Annotated in this window: 14 protein-coding genes and 2 pseudogenes; 12 read left to right on the top strand and 4 right to left on the bottom strand. The window is 34.7% G+C overall.

The annotated features are described in order from the left end of the window. The first annotated feature begins 25 nt into the window (after positions 1 to 25). The 12 genes from C568_RS0126940 (at position 26) to C568_RS0126880 (ending at position 12,328) form a co-directional block, all read left to right on the top strand. Positions 26 to 715: a hypothetical protein gene (locus tag C568_RS0126940; protein WP_018783290.1), complete on the top strand. Its 690-nt coding sequence runs from the start codon at positions 26 to 28 to the stop codon at positions 713 to 715. A 65-nt stretch (positions 716 to 780) separates the two neighbouring features. Further along, complete coding sequence (locus C568_RS0126935; protein ID WP_018783289.1) at positions 781 to 1,173, top strand: immunity 22 family protein; 393 nt, start codon at positions 781 to 783, stop codon at positions 1,171 to 1,173. Between the two features lie 21 nt (positions 1,174 to 1,194). Then, positions 1,195 to 1,911, top strand: coding sequence for an endonuclease V (locus C568_RS0126930; RefSeq protein WP_018783288.1), 717 nt, complete (start codon positions 1,195 to 1,197; stop codon positions 1,909 to 1,911). 237 nt (positions 1,912 to 2,148) lie between these two features. Further along, complete coding sequence (locus C568_RS0126920; RefSeq protein WP_018783286.1) at positions 2,149 to 3,093, top strand: ATP-binding protein; 945 nt, start codon at positions 2,149 to 2,151, stop codon at positions 3,091 to 3,093. A gap of 25 nt (positions 3,094 to 3,118) precedes the next feature. Next, complete coding sequence (locus tag C568_RS0126915; RefSeq protein ID WP_018783285.1) at positions 3,119 to 4,858, top strand: tetratricopeptide repeat protein; 1,740 nt, start codon at positions 3,119 to 3,121, stop codon at positions 4,856 to 4,858. A gap of 207 nt (positions 4,859 to 5,065) precedes the next feature. Continuing rightward, positions 5,066 to 5,257: a DUF378 domain-containing protein gene (locus C568_RS0126910; protein WP_016115354.1), complete on the top strand. Its 192-nt coding sequence runs from the start codon at positions 5,066 to 5,068 to the stop codon at positions 5,255 to 5,257. A 207-nt stretch (positions 5,258 to 5,464) separates the two neighbouring features. After that, entirely contained in the window at positions 5,465 to 6,547 is a 1,083-nt protein-coding gene (gene serC, locus C568_RS0126905; RefSeq protein WP_018783284.1) for a 3-phosphoserine/phosphohydroxythreonine transaminase, read from the top strand. A 12-nt stretch (positions 6,548 to 6,559) separates the two neighbouring features. Next, positions 6,560 to 7,732: a phosphoglycerate dehydrogenase gene (locus C568_RS0126900; RefSeq protein WP_018783283.1), complete on the top strand. Its 1,173-nt coding sequence runs from the start codon at positions 6,560 to 6,562 to the stop codon at positions 7,730 to 7,732. 13 nt (positions 7,733 to 7,745) lie between these two features. Next, the gene (locus C568_RS0126895; protein WP_018783282.1) at positions 7,746 to 8,993 is read left to right on the top strand and encodes a DUF1015 domain-containing protein; all 1,248 of its coding nucleotides are present in this window, start codon (positions 7,746 to 7,748) and stop codon (positions 8,991 to 8,993) included. Positions 8,994 to 9,357: 364 nt separating this feature from the next. Beyond that, positions 9,358 to 10,044, top strand: coding sequence for a formylglycine-generating enzyme family protein (locus tag C568_RS0126890; protein WP_176524659.1), 687 nt, complete (start codon positions 9,358 to 9,360; stop codon positions 10,042 to 10,044). A 234-nt stretch (positions 10,045 to 10,278) separates the two neighbouring features. Next, complete coding sequence (locus tag C568_RS0126885) at positions 10,279 to 10,950, top strand: response regulator transcription factor (RefSeq protein WP_003198595.1); 672 nt, start codon at positions 10,279 to 10,281, stop codon at positions 10,948 to 10,950. Between the two features lies 1 nt (position 10,951). Continuing rightward, positions 10,952 to 12,328, top strand: a complete 1,377-nt coding sequence (locus C568_RS0126880; RefSeq protein ID WP_006095441.1) for a sensor histidine kinase — start codon at positions 10,952 to 10,954, stop codon at positions 12,326 to 12,328. A gap of 205 nt (positions 12,329 to 12,533) precedes the next feature. Here C568_RS0126880 and C568_RS34440 read toward each other — a convergent pair. From C568_RS34440 to C568_RS35840, 4 genes and pseudogenes are all read right to left on the bottom strand, one after another. Next, a pseudogene (locus C568_RS34440) lies at positions 12,534 to 12,620 on the bottom strand (IS6 family transposase); the annotation flags it as partial. 65 nt (positions 12,621 to 12,685) lie between these two features. Beyond that, entirely contained in the window at positions 12,686 to 13,594 is a 909-nt protein-coding gene (locus tag C568_RS0126875) for an alpha/beta fold hydrolase (protein WP_018783280.1), read from the bottom strand. A 194-nt stretch (positions 13,595 to 13,788) separates the two neighbouring features. Continuing rightward, positions 13,789 to 15,096: a condensation domain-containing protein gene (locus tag C568_RS0126870; RefSeq protein WP_018783279.1), complete on the bottom strand. Its 1,308-nt coding sequence runs from the start codon at positions 15,094 to 15,096 to the stop codon at positions 13,789 to 13,791. 356 nt (positions 15,097 to 15,452) lie between these two features. Beyond that, positions 15,453 to 15,572: pseudogene (locus tag C568_RS35840) on the bottom strand (IS6 family transposase); the annotation flags it as partial.

The raw sequence follows: 15,572 nt of genomic DNA, 5'->3' as shown, positions 1-15,572 counted from the left end.
AGTAGAAATGAAAGGGGACGGCTATATGGAACCAAAACTTGCATTTTTAAGAAAATATAAAAGAAATGTAAAGCTTCAATCAATAGATAAAATAGATAATAAGGTCATACCTAGTATTTGGTATGAAATTTTTAAAGAACACGATAGCAACAAGAGAATAAAAATGGTTTTAGAGATTTGGAGAACATACGTAGGGAAAGAATTAAGAAACACAATCTCATATTTGGAAGAGCACCTTTTCAATGTGGAGTTAATAGAAAATAACGGCATGTATTCGATGTTATATATACTGGAGACGTCGGATGGTGAAATAGAGTATTATGAAGCGGGAAATCCTATGGATACATTTCATAATAAAGTGCTAGAAGTTTCATGGGATAGAATTCCCATTTCAGTTCGAAAGTTTTATGAAAAAGTTCATAATGGTTTTTATTATTATGCGAGCGGTGCTATGGGATTAGTGCCTTTTGAATGTGTTACTTATTTTGATGATGATGAGTGGGGAATTATTGAAGAATTAGAGGAGAACTTACAAATTGATTTGAAAACAACTTTTGGATTTTTTAAAAGTGGAGCGGGCGGTTATGTAGCTATTGATTATAACAATTGCAAATATGATAAAGCTACATTATGGTTTGCAAACAATCAGCCAAAATATAATGTTGATTTTTGGGATGTAGTAGATGAATGGATTGTGATTGGTTTTGAAGCGTAGTATGTAGAGGGTTTAAGAATTACTTTTGTATACTGAGAAACTATATATGAATGGAGTTTATATGTATGGAAAAAGAAGGTGTGGTCTCATTATGGCTAGGAAATATGGAATCTCAAGATTTTTTAGAGGATTATTTCAGTATAAAATATACAGATGATGGTGATTCCATACCATCACCATTTATAAAGGATTTTCATATTTGTATGTATGATATTGATGAGGACTTTATCGAAAAAGAATTTTATCTAAAGCGAAGTGATCATCTAGAAACTTTACTAGCAGGATGTTCTTATGAAGAAGTTGTGATACCGCAGATGAAAAGATTTGCTACGAATACACTAGAGATGAAATACAACACAATTATTATGATATATAACTATGAATACAGCGACGAAATAATAAATAAAAATGAAAATCTTTATGAAATGAAATACATAGGAGCTGTTTCGTATAAATGATAATAAAAAGGGGAGTAGAACATGGAAGCTAGAGAAGTACATTCATTTCATCTACATTCAGAAAAAGAATTTTCTGAAATTCAAGATAAATTGATACATAGAATTGAATTAAAAAATAACTTTCATCTAGAAGATGTAAGTTTAATAGCTGGAGTAGATTTAGCTTATTGGGAAAAAGATGATAAGCACTATGGAACTTGCTGTATTGTTGTTATTGATTATCATACGAAGAAGGAAGTGGAGAAGGTCTATAGTTATAGGGAGGTAACGGTACCGTATATACCAGGTTTTTTAGCATTTCGTGAGTTGCCTTTAGTAATAGAAGCAGCCAAAAAGCTTACTTCTAATCCAGATATATTTATGTTCGATGGAAATGGCTATTTACACTATAAACATATGGGGATTGCGACACATGCTTCTTTTTTCCTACAAAAACCTACAATTGGTGTAGCGAAAAGTTATCTTAAGATTAAAGATGTTGATTTTATCATGCCAGAGAATAAGGCGTTTACTTTTAGTGATATTATGATTGATGATGAGGTATATGGAAGAGTTCTAAGGACGAAGGAGAATGTAAAACCGATTTTTGTCTCTTGTGGAAATAATATTGATTTAGATACGAGTGTTCAAATTGTATCGAATTTAATCGGAAAAGAAAGTAGATTACCAATTCCAGTGAGATTGGCAGATTTAGAAACGCATAAGGTGAGAAGAGACAAGAGGGAAAATGATAAATGATAGGTATGTCTATGTAAAAAGGGATAGGAGGATGATCCCTTTTTTTGTTGTATTCGACGAAATACGACAACGCATAAAAACTTTATTTGCTATGATGTTTTTTGGAATATTTCATTTTTATAATAATGAGTTGTATTAGCTATTCTTTATGGTGTTTCTGGAGAGATTCACTCTACAAAAACCATGACAACATTAGTTAGAATCAAAGTGTTTATTTAGAGGGGAATGGATAAGAAGATGGATGAAATGGAGAAATATCGCAAAAAAATTAAGGTGATTTCTTTTGATAGAGAACAAAATAGAATGGTGGAAGTTGAAGAAAGTAAAATGACTTTCGCCGATGTTGGCGGAATGGAAGAGATTAAGAAGAAAATTAATATGGATTTTATTATGCCAATTAAAAATCCTGAATACTTTCAAGCGTTTGGTAAGAAAACAGGTGGAAGCTTATTATTTTATGGACCGCCTGGTTGCGGGAAGACATTTTTAGCACGTGCGGTAGCTGGAGAAATTGATGCGAATTTTATTCATTTGGAACTGCAAGCTATACTTTCTATGTGGACGGGTGAGTCTGAGAAAAATTTACATGAGATTTTTGAGGAAGCACGGAGAACAAAGCCATGTATTTTGTTTATTGATGAATTAGATGCATTTGGAGGGAATAGACAAAAAATGGGTTCCCATCATCAGCGGACACTAGTAAATCAATTGCTAGTAGAAATGGATGGAAGTAATTCTTTTAATGAAGGAGTTTATATTATTGGTGCAACAAATACACCATGGTATATTGACCCTGCATTGCGCCGTCCAGGACGCTTTAATTCTCTTGTTTTTGTTGCACCGCCGAATTATGAGGAACGATTAACAATTCTGGATTTGAAAACAAAAGATAAGCCGAAAACAGAATTACAGCTTGACTTGGTCGCAAAGTATGCAGAGCATTTTTCGGGTGCCGATTTAACATATTTAGTTGAGGATGCGATTAATCAAGCGATTCAGCGTTCATTTGAAACAGGGCAATTACAACCTCTTTCAAATGAAGACTTGCTAGAAGCGATGAAAAAACGTCAGCCAACGACTTTAGATTGGTTTTCAACAGCAAAAAATTATGCGACATTTAGCGATGTGAATAAGGATTTTGATAAAGTGCTAGATTATATGAAAGAACACAGATTGAAATAGCAGGTAAGAAGCAGGGGGTGAGGGAATGGAAGACAATTTTAGAAGGGTTTATTATTTGCTGAAACTTGGTGATGTTGAGCGTGCCAAAGAAGAAGCGGAACTTATGGTTAGGGAAGATCCAGAAGATGTTTATGGATATCTCAGCTTAAGCTATGTATATTTCTATGGGCTTCATGAAAGTGATATTGCAAGTGAATATATAGAAGAAGCGCTTAAATTAGATCACTTAAATGAATTTGTTCTTTTAGCAGGATTAGATATTTTTACTGCGCAAAGTAATTTTACAAGATTAAGAGAAATAGCGGAAATTGGTATAAGAAACTACCCTGAAGAGGGACCATATTATTTCTATATGAGCGAAGCTGTCATGCATCTTGAAGGAATGAAGAATGTACTTGTTTACCTAGAAAAGGCGATGGAATTAGACCCTGAAAATGAAACGTATGTAGGTAGGTATGCTTATATCCTTTTGAAACATTTCCCAAAACGAAAAGAAGAGGGATTAAAGGCTGAAAAGCGTGCTTTAGAATTAAATCCAGAAAATATAACGAATCTTTTCTGTTTTGCAAGTATAGCGAAGGAGAAGAGGAATTTTAAAAAAGCAAGAATGCTAGCTGAAACTGCGATGAAACTGGATCCAAATGATGAAGATGTTAGAGGGATTTATAAAGATACAATTGTAACGAAAAATAAATTTTGTGCTTTTACTATGGGATTTTCACAAATTTTAGTACGAGCTTTTTCTAAATTTTGCTCGTTATTTGGATTTGTATATGATCTAAATCGGTATGTGTATACTTTTTTAATCGTATTAAGTTTTATTGGATGGCTTATTCTTCCTATATATGTGATAGGAGGGTATGCAGGTATTATCTATTTTGTTGTTCTTGTGATGTGTCTTGTTTCTTCTATCATTAAAGGGAAGATATATAAAGAAGCTGGACTAAGTATGCCTTCAGATTGGAGAACGAATCTGCGCCAGAATCAATCTATTAGAGATCGAGAAATCTCTAAAATGAAACGTGAAGTTGGGAAAGTAGAGCCTGTAAATGTATCGACACAAAAGCTGTCACCAGAAGAGATTGAGTCGCAATTAGCAAGTTTTTGGGGAAAAGAAGCCATGTTTGAAAAACAACAAGTCGCAGAGGTAGCGCCCACGGTTGCTCGATCACAATTATCGTCTGAAGAGCATAAACAAATTCAATCGTATTCAGATATTAAATCTCCACGGTATAATAAATGGGGAATCTGTCTAGTCATTATTTTCTCTTTTACTCTTATTTATCGCGCTGAAAAATTATACAACCTGTATCAGAGGGAAACCGGAAATACAACGCCACATATCAGCCAAGAAACAAAACAATCGATTGTTGAATATCAGGATAGAGCGCTCGAAGAACAAAAAGAAAAATTCAATAAGTATACGGTGGAATCTATTTTATATTCATTGAAAAGAAGTGATTTTAGTGAGAAATCCCTTCAGCAATTTGTTGAAGAAGGTTATGTTCCAGTTGTGATGGGAAAGGTTGGCCAACCTAGTGTCGAGAAATTAAAAAATGCACATCCAACTAAATTTTATAAAGAAGGAACAATTACATATGTATTATTGCAAGATGAGGAGGGCTCGTTTCTTTTAGAAATCCGAGCAACAAAAATAAGTCACATTTACGGTGAAAGTTGGGATAATAGTGAGCGAGAGATGCAGAGATATCATGAGTTAATTACGAAAATTGATACACAAGGTATTGCAGTAGGAACAAAATAAAATCATATAGGTTACATTGTTTGCTTTTATATAACAAGTAAGGGGGACAAATGTCCTCCTTTTAGTTTTTGCTGAATGTTGAGGAAGGGATATTACTGCTCGTTAATGTGTGATAAATTTAATTAAAAAATAAGAAAGTTTTTTGATTTGTTACATATATTTTAGTGAAAGGCCTTTCACCATTTTATCACCTAGGGGGCAATCATAATGAAGTTTTTGTCTTACCTTACAGTAATTCTGGTGATTCTTGGCGGTTTGAATTGGTTGTTTGTTGCGCTGGATTATAATGTAGTTGAGAAATGGTTTGGTTCTACACCAGCTCTTGTTGATACCATTTATTGGCTTTTTGGTCTTTCTGCTCTTTATCAAATTTATGATCGGTTCTTTACGGACAATTAGCTCTTATAAATTTATGAATGGAGTGTTAAGCGAGATAAAATGCTTAACACTTTTTTGTATGTTTATAAAAGTAAATGCATCTGCAAACGGTTCCATTGCGTCTTGCACCCTAATAAAGCAAAACAAATTGACCGTATATTTTATATGGGTTATAATTCAGAAAGTTTAAAAATTAATAAATATAGAAACAGGGAGGTCATACAGTTGATGGAGAGAGTTTACAATTTTTCGGCAGGACCATCTATACTCCCTTTGCCAGTTTTAGAAAAAGTGCAAAGGGAGCTTTTGAATTATAACCGGACAGGCATGTCTGTTATTGAAATGAGTCACCGGTCTTCAGAGTTTCAAAATATTATAGATGAAGCAAGTAGCTTGCTTCGTGAATTGATGCACATTCCTGAGAATTACGACGTGCTATTTTTACAGGGAGGGGCATCGTTACAGTTTTCAATGGTTCCATTAAATTTAATGAATGAACATAAAAGAGCTGGATATGTCCATACAGGGTCATGGTCTAAGAAAGCCTTACAGGAGGCTAAGAAAACTGGAGAAGTAGAAGTTATTGCTTCATCGGAAGAAAATCATTTTTCAACGATTCCACATGTTGATGTTTCAATGATTCCGAAAGAACTAGATTATGTACATATAACAACGAATAATACGATTGAAGGAACGAAATATGTTCAATTGCCGAAATTAGAGAATATTCCACTTATTGCTGATATGTCTTCAAATATTTTATCTGAAGAATACGATATAGAGAAATTTGGTTTCATTTATGCAGGAGCACAAAAGAATTTAGGACCAGCAGGACTAACAATTGCAATTATTAGAAAAGACTTAATTGGTAAAGCGGATACTTCTTGTCCGACAATGTTAAACTATGAAACTTACAGTAAAAATAATTCCTTATATAATACACCACCATCCTTTAGTATTTATGTGACGAAGCTAGTATTAGAATGGTTAAAGGAGCAGGGCGGCGTATCCGCGATTGAAGAACAAAATAGAAAAAAAGCAGCTCTTCTATACGATTTCTTAGATGAATCAAAATTATTTACTTCACCGGTTGATCCTGCATATCGTTCGCTTATGAATATTCCATTTACAACACCATCCAATGATTTAAATGAGCAATTTTTACAAAAAGCTAAAACACTAGGGCTTGTTACATTAAAAGGCCATCGTTCAGTTGGTGGCATGCGAGCGAGTATTTATAATGCAATGCCGGTAGAAGGTGTTCAACAATTAGTAGATTACATGAAGGATTTTGAGCTAGAGAATAGATAGGGAGATGGGGAAATGTTTCGCGTTCAAACATTAAATCAGATTGCTGAAAAGGGCTTGCAAATTTTTGGTGGAGAGCGATATGAGGTTGGAGAAGGCTTAGAACATCCAGATGGTATACTACTTCGAAGTTTTTCCTTACATCAAGAAGAATTTTCAAAAGATTTAAAGGCAATTGCAAGAGCAGGAGCTGGTGTAAATAACATTCCTGTAGAACGTTGTACAGAAAGAGGTATCGTTGTTTTTAATACCCCAGGGGCAAATGCGAATGCAGTGAAAGAACTTATTCTTGCCAGTCTTATTATGTCATCACGTAATATTATAAGTGGGGTTGGTTGGACAGCGGGATTAGAAGGTGAAGAAGTTCCGCAGCTTGTAGAAGCAGGAAAAAAACAATTCGTTGGTTCAGAGATAGCAGGCAAACGACTTGGTGTTATTGGACTTGGTGCCATTGGTGCTCTTGTCGCAAATGACGCATTATCTCTTGGTATGGATGTCGTTGGATACGATCCATATATATCTGTTGAAACAGCATGGCGCTTATCAACACACGTACAACGTGCATTTAGTTTAGATGAAATCTTTGCAACATGTGACTATATTACATTGCATATTCCACTGACAGATCAAACGAGAGGGATAATTGGAGAACACGCTATACAAACGATGAAAAAAGGTGTCCGTCTCTTTAACTTCTCAAGAGGAGAACTTGTGGATGAAGTTACGTTAGCAAAAGCTTTAGAAGAAGGGATTATTAATCATTACGTAACTGATTTTCCAAATGAAAATGTAATAAAAATGAGAAATGTAACGGCAACACCCCATCTTGGAGCTTCAACGTATGAATCTGAAGAGAATTGTGCAGTTATGGCCGCTCGTCAATTACGAGACTATTTAGAAACAGGAAATATCCGTAATTCAGTAAATTATCCAAATGTAGAACTTCCTTATGTCGGAAAGAAACGAATTACGATTATGCATCAAAACGTTCCGAATATGGTGGGGCAAATTACAGGATGTTTAGCGGAACATCATATTAATATTGCTGATATGATAAACCGTAGTAAAGGCTCTTTTGCATATACAATGATTGATATCGATAATGGAATTGATGATATAATTAAAGAAAATGTAGTTGAAAACATAAAGAAAATCACAGGTGTAGTAGCTGTTCGAATGATTGTATAAAGGAGAGAGAGATTTGGTGACAATTCGACCATTCAGGGCAATTCGTCCAGTATCTGATAAAGCTGCACAAGTTGCAGCACTGCCGTATGATGTGTTAAATAGTGAAGAAGCAAGAGAAGTTGTAAAGGGAAACCCATATTCCTTTTTGCATATTGATAAAGCTGAAATAGACTTAGATCCGGCTGTTTCACCATATGATAACAGTGTATATGAAAAGGCAAGTGAAAATCTACAACGTTTAATGCAAGAAGAAGTATTGATTCAAGATGAAGAGCCATGTCTTTATATTTATCAATTAACAATGCAAGGGAGAATGCAGTCTGGACTTGTCGTTTGTACATCAATTGATGAGTATACTGATAATACAATTAAAAAGCATGAGCGGACCCGTCATGAAAAAGAACAAGATCGCATTCGTCATGTTGATATATGTAATGCGAATACAGGTCCAATTTTTTCAACATATCGTGCGAAAGAAGACGTAACAAAGTTAATTGCAACGTGGCAAAAAAATCACACGCCAATTTATCAATTTACTGCAGATGACGGTGTGGAGCATGTAATATGGAAAATCGCAGAAATTGATGCGATTTCTGCATTAGTAGAATCATTCGAAGAGATTCCTTCCTTATATATTGCAGATGGACATCATCGATCAGCATCTGCTGTGAAAGTTGGGTTAATGCGTAGGGAACAATATCCGAACTATACAGGAGAAGAAGAATTTAATTTCTTTTTATCTGTTTTATTCCCTCATGATGAACTATCAATTTGGGATTATAATCGTGTTGTGAAAGATTTAAATGGTTTATCACAGGACCAATTTTTACAGCAAATTTCACACTATTTTTATGTAGAAAGAGCTTATGTATCTCCATATAAACCAACTGAACCAAAATCATTTAGCATGTATTTGGATCAGGGGTGGTATAAACTAACTGTGAAAGAAGAAACATTTGATGCCTATGATGTTGTAAAACGTTTAGATGTTTCTATTTTACAAGATCACTTATTGAGTCAAGTATTACAAATTCACGATCCACGTGCAGATAGCCGCATTGATTTTGTTGGTGGTATTCGAGGTTTAGAGGAGCTAGAGCGCCTTGTAAATCGTGGTGATTATAAAGTAGCGTTTGCTTTATATCCTACATCAATGGAAGATTTATTAGCAATTGCTGATGCGGGGGAAGTTATGCCACCAAAGTCCACTTGGTTTGAACCGAAGCTTCGTAGTGGGCTTTTCATACATTCTTTAAATTAAACAAAAAGATATAAGATTAGGAGTAAAGATAGTAAGGATTAAATATCCCTACTATCTTTTTTAAACTATAAGTATAAATTAAAAATACATAGTAATAATTGACGACTTATGAAAATACGCTATACACTATTCTTTCTTCAACTAAGGGATAGGTTCTAAAGTACCGTACCGTAGTTGATTGAAATTCCTCTTCCAACCATAAAATAGTATGAACACATTCTATCTATTTTCATCTTCTATAGTGTAGTACCCGTGCTGTATGAATGGATAACAGGTAGTTATCTACAAAAACAACATGATTTTTGTATTGATCTAATGGTTCTAGATGTAATGAAATTTACGGCATTAAGATTGTTAGGAGGAAATGGGAGTGTCAAATGAAATAATGAGTTACATTGACAAGCAGATGGTGAAAATTCCAGGGGGAGAAATAGAATTAAGAGACGATAGAATAAAAAGCAAATGGAAAGTTGAAATAAGACCGTTTCTTCTTGCAAGGTATCCTGTAACTATGGATCTATACTATGCTATTACAAATAAGTCATCCAATTCTTTTGACGGAGATCTAAAACCATTTGTGAATATTTCTTGGAATGATGCAATTTCTTTTTGTAATCTACTTTCACAGAAAGCTGGACTGAAAGAGTGTTATTCTATAAGTAATGATGGTGAAAACATTATTTGTAATTGGGAATCTGACGGTTATCGACTTCCTTCAGAAGCAGAGTGGCAATATGCATGTAAAGCCGGGACTACTGGTTATAGATATGGAGAGCTTGATAAGATTGCCTGGTACAATGAAAATTCAGGGGGCAAAATCCATGAAGTAGGAAGAAAGGAACCGAATGCATGGGGTCTATATGATATGTTAGGGAATGTTTGGGAGTGGTGCTTTGATTTATATGATGAACAAGTGTACGGATCCTACCGAATTTTCCGAGGAGGTAGCTGGGCTGAAGAGGCCAGGGGGTGTGGGGCTTCGTGTCGTCGTCGTAGCCATCCGACATTTTACATTGACGACCTTGGATTCCGTCTTGCTCGGTCTTTTTAGCGCCTACAAACAAGCGGATTTTCGGGTTTTACAGCTTAACGAACGGAGAGCTAAGGTTAAATAAAAAAGCCTGTATCGAAAATTACTGAGTAATCGAAGGTGTAGGCTTTCATTTGTAATATTTGTTAATATTTGTATATATTTAATTTTAAATGCGGGCTTTTTCTTGCAAAAAACACAATTGTTTCTTAATGTAATAGTGTAGAAGGATAAACAAGGAAGGATTTAACGAATATGATACATATTTTATTAGCGGATGATGACGGGCATATTAGAGAATTATTACATTACCACTTACAAAAGGAAGGCTATAAAGTTTTTGAAGCTGAGGATGGAAAGGTAGCGCAATCCATATTAGAAAAAGAAAATATTCACCTGGCCGTTGTCGATATCATGATGCCATTTATTGACGGATATACTTTGTGCGAAGAAATTAGAAAGTATCATGATATACCTGTTATTTTATTAACTGCTAAAGATCAATTGGTGGATAAAGAAAAAGGATTTATTTCAGGAACAGATGATTATATTGTAAAGCCATTCGAACCGGCGGAAGTTATTTTCCGTATGAAAGCTTTACTTCGTCGTTATCAAATGCTGAGTGCGGACGTTATCACGCTTCACGGAACAACGATTGATAGAAAAAGCTTTGAGGTAAAATGTAATGACCAAACGATTTTACTTCCTTTAAAGGAATTTGAATTGTTATCACAACTTGCAGGGTATCCTGGAAGAACGTTTTCAAGAGAAGAGTTGATTGAACTTGTTTGGGGGATGGACTTTGAAGGAGATGAACGGACAGTCGATGTTCATATTAAACGTCTTCGAGATCGTTTTTCAAAACGAACAGATGATTTTCAAATTAAAACGGTACGTGGACTTGGTTATAAGTTGGAGCTGAAATAAGATGAAGTCACTTTATTCTAGATTTGCATTGATTACGATTGGGATTATGCTTCTTAGTAGCATCATTGGTTTTTTATTAACCAATGTTTATTATCAAGTGAAATTAAAACCGTATAATAGTGAAAAGATTTTACGTTACGCTGAGGAAGTAAAACATTTATATGAAAAACAGACTGAGGAAAATAAGGATGAGTATTTACATTCTATTGCGAAATTAGGTTATGAGATTTATGTAGTAGATGATCAAAAACAGGGGAAACGAATTGGAAATGCTTTTCGGACTATAAAGATTAGTGATGCTACCATTGACAAAGTCTTACAAGGGAAAACATACAATGGTGTTTCTACCTATCCAACTCGTCTATTTATAACAGGCTTTTTTGATAATGAATTAATTAATAGCGTAGGGGTTCCACTGAAACATGGTGATAAGCAATATGCCTTATTTATTCGTCCTGATATTCAGCAACAATTCGGCGAAATGAGGATTTTCTTAGCGGTATTGCTTGGATTTATTGTTGTATTAAGTATCGTTTTTATTGCAATCGCAGCGCGGTATATCGTTCGTCCGATTCGCATATTTACAAAAGCGACGCAAAAAATTGCGAATGGTGAATATGATATTGAATTAGAAGAAGGGCGAAAAGATGAGATTGGAACATTATCTACGAGTTTTAAAAAAATGACAAAAAGTATAAAAGAGTTAGATCAAATGAGACAAGAGTTCGTTTCTAACGTGTCTCATGAATTTCAATCTCCACTTTCCTCGATTCAAGGTTTTTCTAAAACTCTACAGTCAGAAAAGATGACAGAAGATGAAAGAAAACGTTATTTACAAATTATTGAGGGTGAAAGTAAGCGGATGTCTAGTTTATGTAAGCAGTTACTTACACTTGCTTCTTTAGATAAAGAGGAAAAGGTTCTTCAAATAAAAGAATTTGATGTGCACAAACAAATGAAAGATGTCATTTTTATGTTGGAATGGAAATGGCGTGAAAAAGACATAGCGGTTGAATTTGACGTACCTAGCATAAATGTAAGAGGCGATGAAAATTTACTTCATCAAGTTTGGACAAATATCTTTACAAATAGTATTAAGTTTACAGATAGTGGTGGAACGATTGGATTTGCTGTAGAAGAATTAGAAGCGAGTGTAGTGATTTCAATTTCAGATAGCGGGATTGGTATGGAGCAAGAAGAAGTAGAGCGGATTTTTGATCGGTTTTATAAGGTGGATACAGCGAGGGCTCGTAATGTGGAAGGAAGTGGCTTAGGCTTATCCATTGTGCAAAAAATTGTTGAACTGCACCATGGAGAAATTTCAGTGGAGAGTATAAGAGGAGAAGGTACGACATTTCGAATTGAATTACCGAAATGATGAGAAGGACTGATTTGAAGAGGAAATCTTTAAATCAGTCTTTTTTTATAAGATAAAATGATAAAAATGTTAAAAGAAAATATGTAAATCATTTGAGGTAGATTGTTGGAAGTAGCCATTTGGAAATGGGTACGTCATTTTCGGTTCTGGTGCAAATATATGAAGAAGAACGCGGATAATAGTAGATTCCTAGTGAAATCGTATTTTATGCTATAAGCCCAAACACTTGGTGGATGAACTCTTTTTGATTTTGGGCAGACTGATTCCGTAAATCAATCTGTCCCTTTTTTATACCGATTATGAAAAATGAAAGTGATAATGTAAAGTTGTTATTACAACATATTTTCCACTTTCAACTTAGTTGTCATTAGAATGTTTTTCTACAAAATCAAGGATCCTGGCATTAACTTCGTTAGAGAACTCACCATTGATTGCGTGAGATGCATTTTTCCAGTTAACTATATCGATATCTTTAACATATTTTTTCCCAGTTTCAACTGCTTTTACTGAATTGTGCATTGTACTTTTTTCAGCCATTAATGCAAGCACTGGAACGTTGATATTTTTTAAGTCTTCTTTACTAAATAGATCAGGCGCTGGTGTTTTAAGTTTATAGTTACGCATACCCGACTCGATTAATTTAGCAATAGGCTCATCGTCATTTGTTTCTGCTCCTCCAGATACATAGCTTAACATCTTTTCTCTTATAAACTTAGGTACAATAGGGACGGAAGCTGGAATAGATGCTAGAATCATCTTTATGGGCATTTGCGCAAATACAAAGACTGGGTCCAATAAACTAGCCGTAGCAATATGCTCTGGATTATATCTGGCCAAATTCATTGTTGTCCAACCGCCAATGGAGACACCCACGATATGCACTTTTTCTAAACCTAATCCTTCAATTACTTCATTTAACCATTCTGCTTGTTGTTTTTGGTTTTCAATCACCTTCGTTTGCACACTCATTCCAGGTTCACCGAGTAAATCTATCGTGTAAACAGGCCTTTTCTCCCTTAGCCCTTCTAAATTGGGTACCCACATTGGAGTAGATGCACCACGTCCAGGGAGTAAGAGTATTGGTTCCTTATGTTTGTTTTCCTCTTTAGTAAAGTAATAAGCACGAATTGTGCCATATTTAGTTTTTATATCTTTCGTATCGTTAGGCTTTGGAAGAAGTGCCATTGATTCATCGTAGGCAATTTGAAAGTCTTCCTTTCCTTTTTCAGATGTAAAGTGACCAATCTTATTATCATCTCTCTTCATTTTAATTCCTCCTTTCTACAAATATATTGATGAACTTTATCCATATATTCATGGCAATAATCCATTAAAAATTTATCTTCTTTAAGCCAAAACTCTCTTTTAGAAAAAAGAAAAATCTCACGTAAAATTAAACTTATACAAGCTTAGCTTGTTGGGTGTGGGGTGATACCCCTATTACGTAATGATTATTACAATTATGATAGTTGATTAACCACACTTTCTAAAAATTGGTCTACTTTTTCTTTTGATGTATCCGGCGTATGATAACCAATCGTAAATGTAAGTCTTCCATTATAAGAGCTTGCCCCCATTGTAAAGAATGGTGCATACATAATAGGTGATGTCATATACCCGTCCTCAGCTTGAACTTCACCAAACTTAATAGGTTCATCTGCTATCACCCCGAAATTTGTAAGTAACGGCAATGCCATCCCCATCTGTAAAGCCTGTTCGTATTGCTGCTTATACATTTCTTTCACCGCAGATAGCTTTATACCTGCCAGTAGCTCCATTCCTGCTGCTGAAGAAAGACCTGGATTTTGAGATTTTATTTTATCCATTGATTGTTTGACTCGAGCTAGAGTCTGATTAAATGATTCATCATCTTCCATTTTAATCACTGGCATTTCCATACCGGATAAGTTGCAAATAGCACCAGTTGTATGATTAGGAAGATATCGGCGTAAATCAATTGTTAAACCGATCATTTTTTCTGCGGTGCGAGGTTCTGCATACACAGTGAAACGTGATAAAGCTCGGAAGTATGCAGTCATGATTGCATCATTCAAGGTAGCCTGTTGTGCTTTTGTCCATTGGATTAGACGTAGAGTTTGCTCATGGCTCAACCGCCGTACCGACATTTTTGGGTATATATTTTTGTTCGGTTGAGATGGAAAAGACCATAACGATGCCTGTTGTTCTTGGTTAGGACGATATGCACTTTTTACGTCTGGTATTCCAGCATATTTGAAAACAGGTGATTGATCACGAAAACTCTCATTCCCCTCACCAAATTCCTTTATAATTTGATCCTTAGATTTTCCCAGGTAAAGTTGAGTATAAATTGCTCCCAACAAATTAATATATTCCTTGACTCCTGCACCATCTGAACATAGATGGGATAATTTCACCACTAACATATTTGTTGTAGTGCCTCGTAATAATTTTGTTTGAACCATAGGCCCCTGAATACGATCTCCAGATTCCTTAATAAAATCTATTGCCATCATTTCAAGTTCTTGATCATTTCCTTCTGCAAAAAGACAAATAGGTGAGTTAGTACCAGATGAATGTTCCTTCCAGTAAGGAATATCACTTTCTACAAAACGGCTGTTCAAAACCGGCTGCAATTGTAACGTTATCCTTACTGATTGTTCAAGTATGTTCTTTGATATACCTACAGGAAAATAAAGAATTGCATTAATTTGTTGATTTGCCGAATAAAGACCTAATATATAATTCATTCGATCTTGAGGTGTTACTGGATACTTTCTTTGTTCCATAATTTTCTCCCCTTTTTAAGAATATTTTTGGTTATAACCCCGTTCTCCATATGGTTGTAACTTTTCTTCAAGAGCTAATAATTCTTCTTTTCTATTTTTCTAGTATGTCAATCATGAAAGCATCTTTTCCGTACTGGTTCCATTCTTTTTGCAGCTCTTTGTTGGTGGTATACCCATTTCTTTATTGTTATTAACATTTCCTATCTCTTATGAATATAAATAAACATAAATTTATTTCGTTTACACATATATAAACATTTTATAATGACGTTTGGATATTGTCAAAAAACCAAACGAATGGTTCTGTTGCAAAGTTTGAAAAAAGCATAAACAGGTTGGTAAATGAGGAGCAATGTTTAAGAAGTAGCTAGTAATTGTTGAAGTTCATTGTACGTTGAAAAGGCGGAGTCTCTTTGAAGACTTCGCCTTTGTTTATATAGAGCATGAATGGTTTCAATACCTTTTATCGTACGTGA

Source organism: Bacillus sp. 95MFCvi2.1 (assembly GCF_000374965.1).
Taxonomy (GTDB): Bacteria; Bacillota; Bacilli; order Bacillales; family Bacillaceae_G; genus Bacillus_A; species Bacillus_A pseudomycoides.
The sequence above is the reverse complement of the archived record's forward strand: the minus strand, read 5'-3'. Positions and strand labels throughout refer to the sequence as shown.

Bases quoted from the DNA above. Each gene is read 5' to 3' on its own strand.
- C568_RS0126940 (WP_018783290.1), top strand. From the start codon at position 26: ATGGAACCAAAACTTGCATTTTTAAGAAAATATAAAAGAAATGTAAAG.
- C568_RS0126935 (WP_018783289.1), top strand. From the start codon at position 781: ATGGAAAAAGAAGGTGTGGTCTCATTATGGCTAGGAAATATGGAATCT.
- C568_RS0126930 (WP_018783288.1), top strand. From the start codon at position 1,195: ATGGAAGCTAGAGAAGTACATTCATTTCATCTACATTCAGAAAAAGAA.
- C568_RS0126920 (WP_018783286.1), top strand. From the start codon at position 2,149: ATGGATGAAATGGAGAAATATCGCAAAAAAATTAAGGTGATTTCTTTT.
- C568_RS0126915 (WP_018783285.1), top strand. From the start codon at position 3,119: ATGGAAGACAATTTTAGAAGGGTTTATTATTTGCTGAAACTTGGTGAT.
- C568_RS0126910 (WP_016115354.1), top strand. From the start codon at position 5,066: ATGAAGTTTTTGTCTTACCTTACAGTAATTCTGGTGATTCTTGGCGGT.
- serC (WP_018783284.1), top strand. From the start codon at position 5,465: ATGGAGAGAGTTTACAATTTTTCGGCAGGACCATCTATACTCCCTTTG.
- C568_RS0126900 (WP_018783283.1), top strand. From the start codon at position 6,560: ATGTTTCGCGTTCAAACATTAAATCAGATTGCTGAAAAGGGCTTGCAA.
- C568_RS0126890 (WP_176524659.1), top strand. From the start codon at position 9,358: ATGGGAGTGTCAAATGAAATAATGAGTTACATTGACAAGCAGATGGTG.
- C568_RS0126885 (WP_003198595.1), top strand. From the start codon at position 10,279: ATGATACATATTTTATTAGCGGATGATGACGGGCATATTAGAGAATTA.
- C568_RS0126880 (WP_006095441.1), top strand. From the start codon at position 10,952: ATGAAGTCACTTTATTCTAGATTTGCATTGATTACGATTGGGATTATG.
- C568_RS0126875 (WP_018783280.1), bottom strand. From the start codon at position 13,594: ATGAAGAGAGATGATAATAAGATTGGTCACTTTACATCTGAAAAAGGA.
- C568_RS0126870 (WP_018783279.1), bottom strand. From the start codon at position 15,096: ATGGAACAAAGAAAGTATCCAGTAACACCTCAAGATCGAATGAATTAT.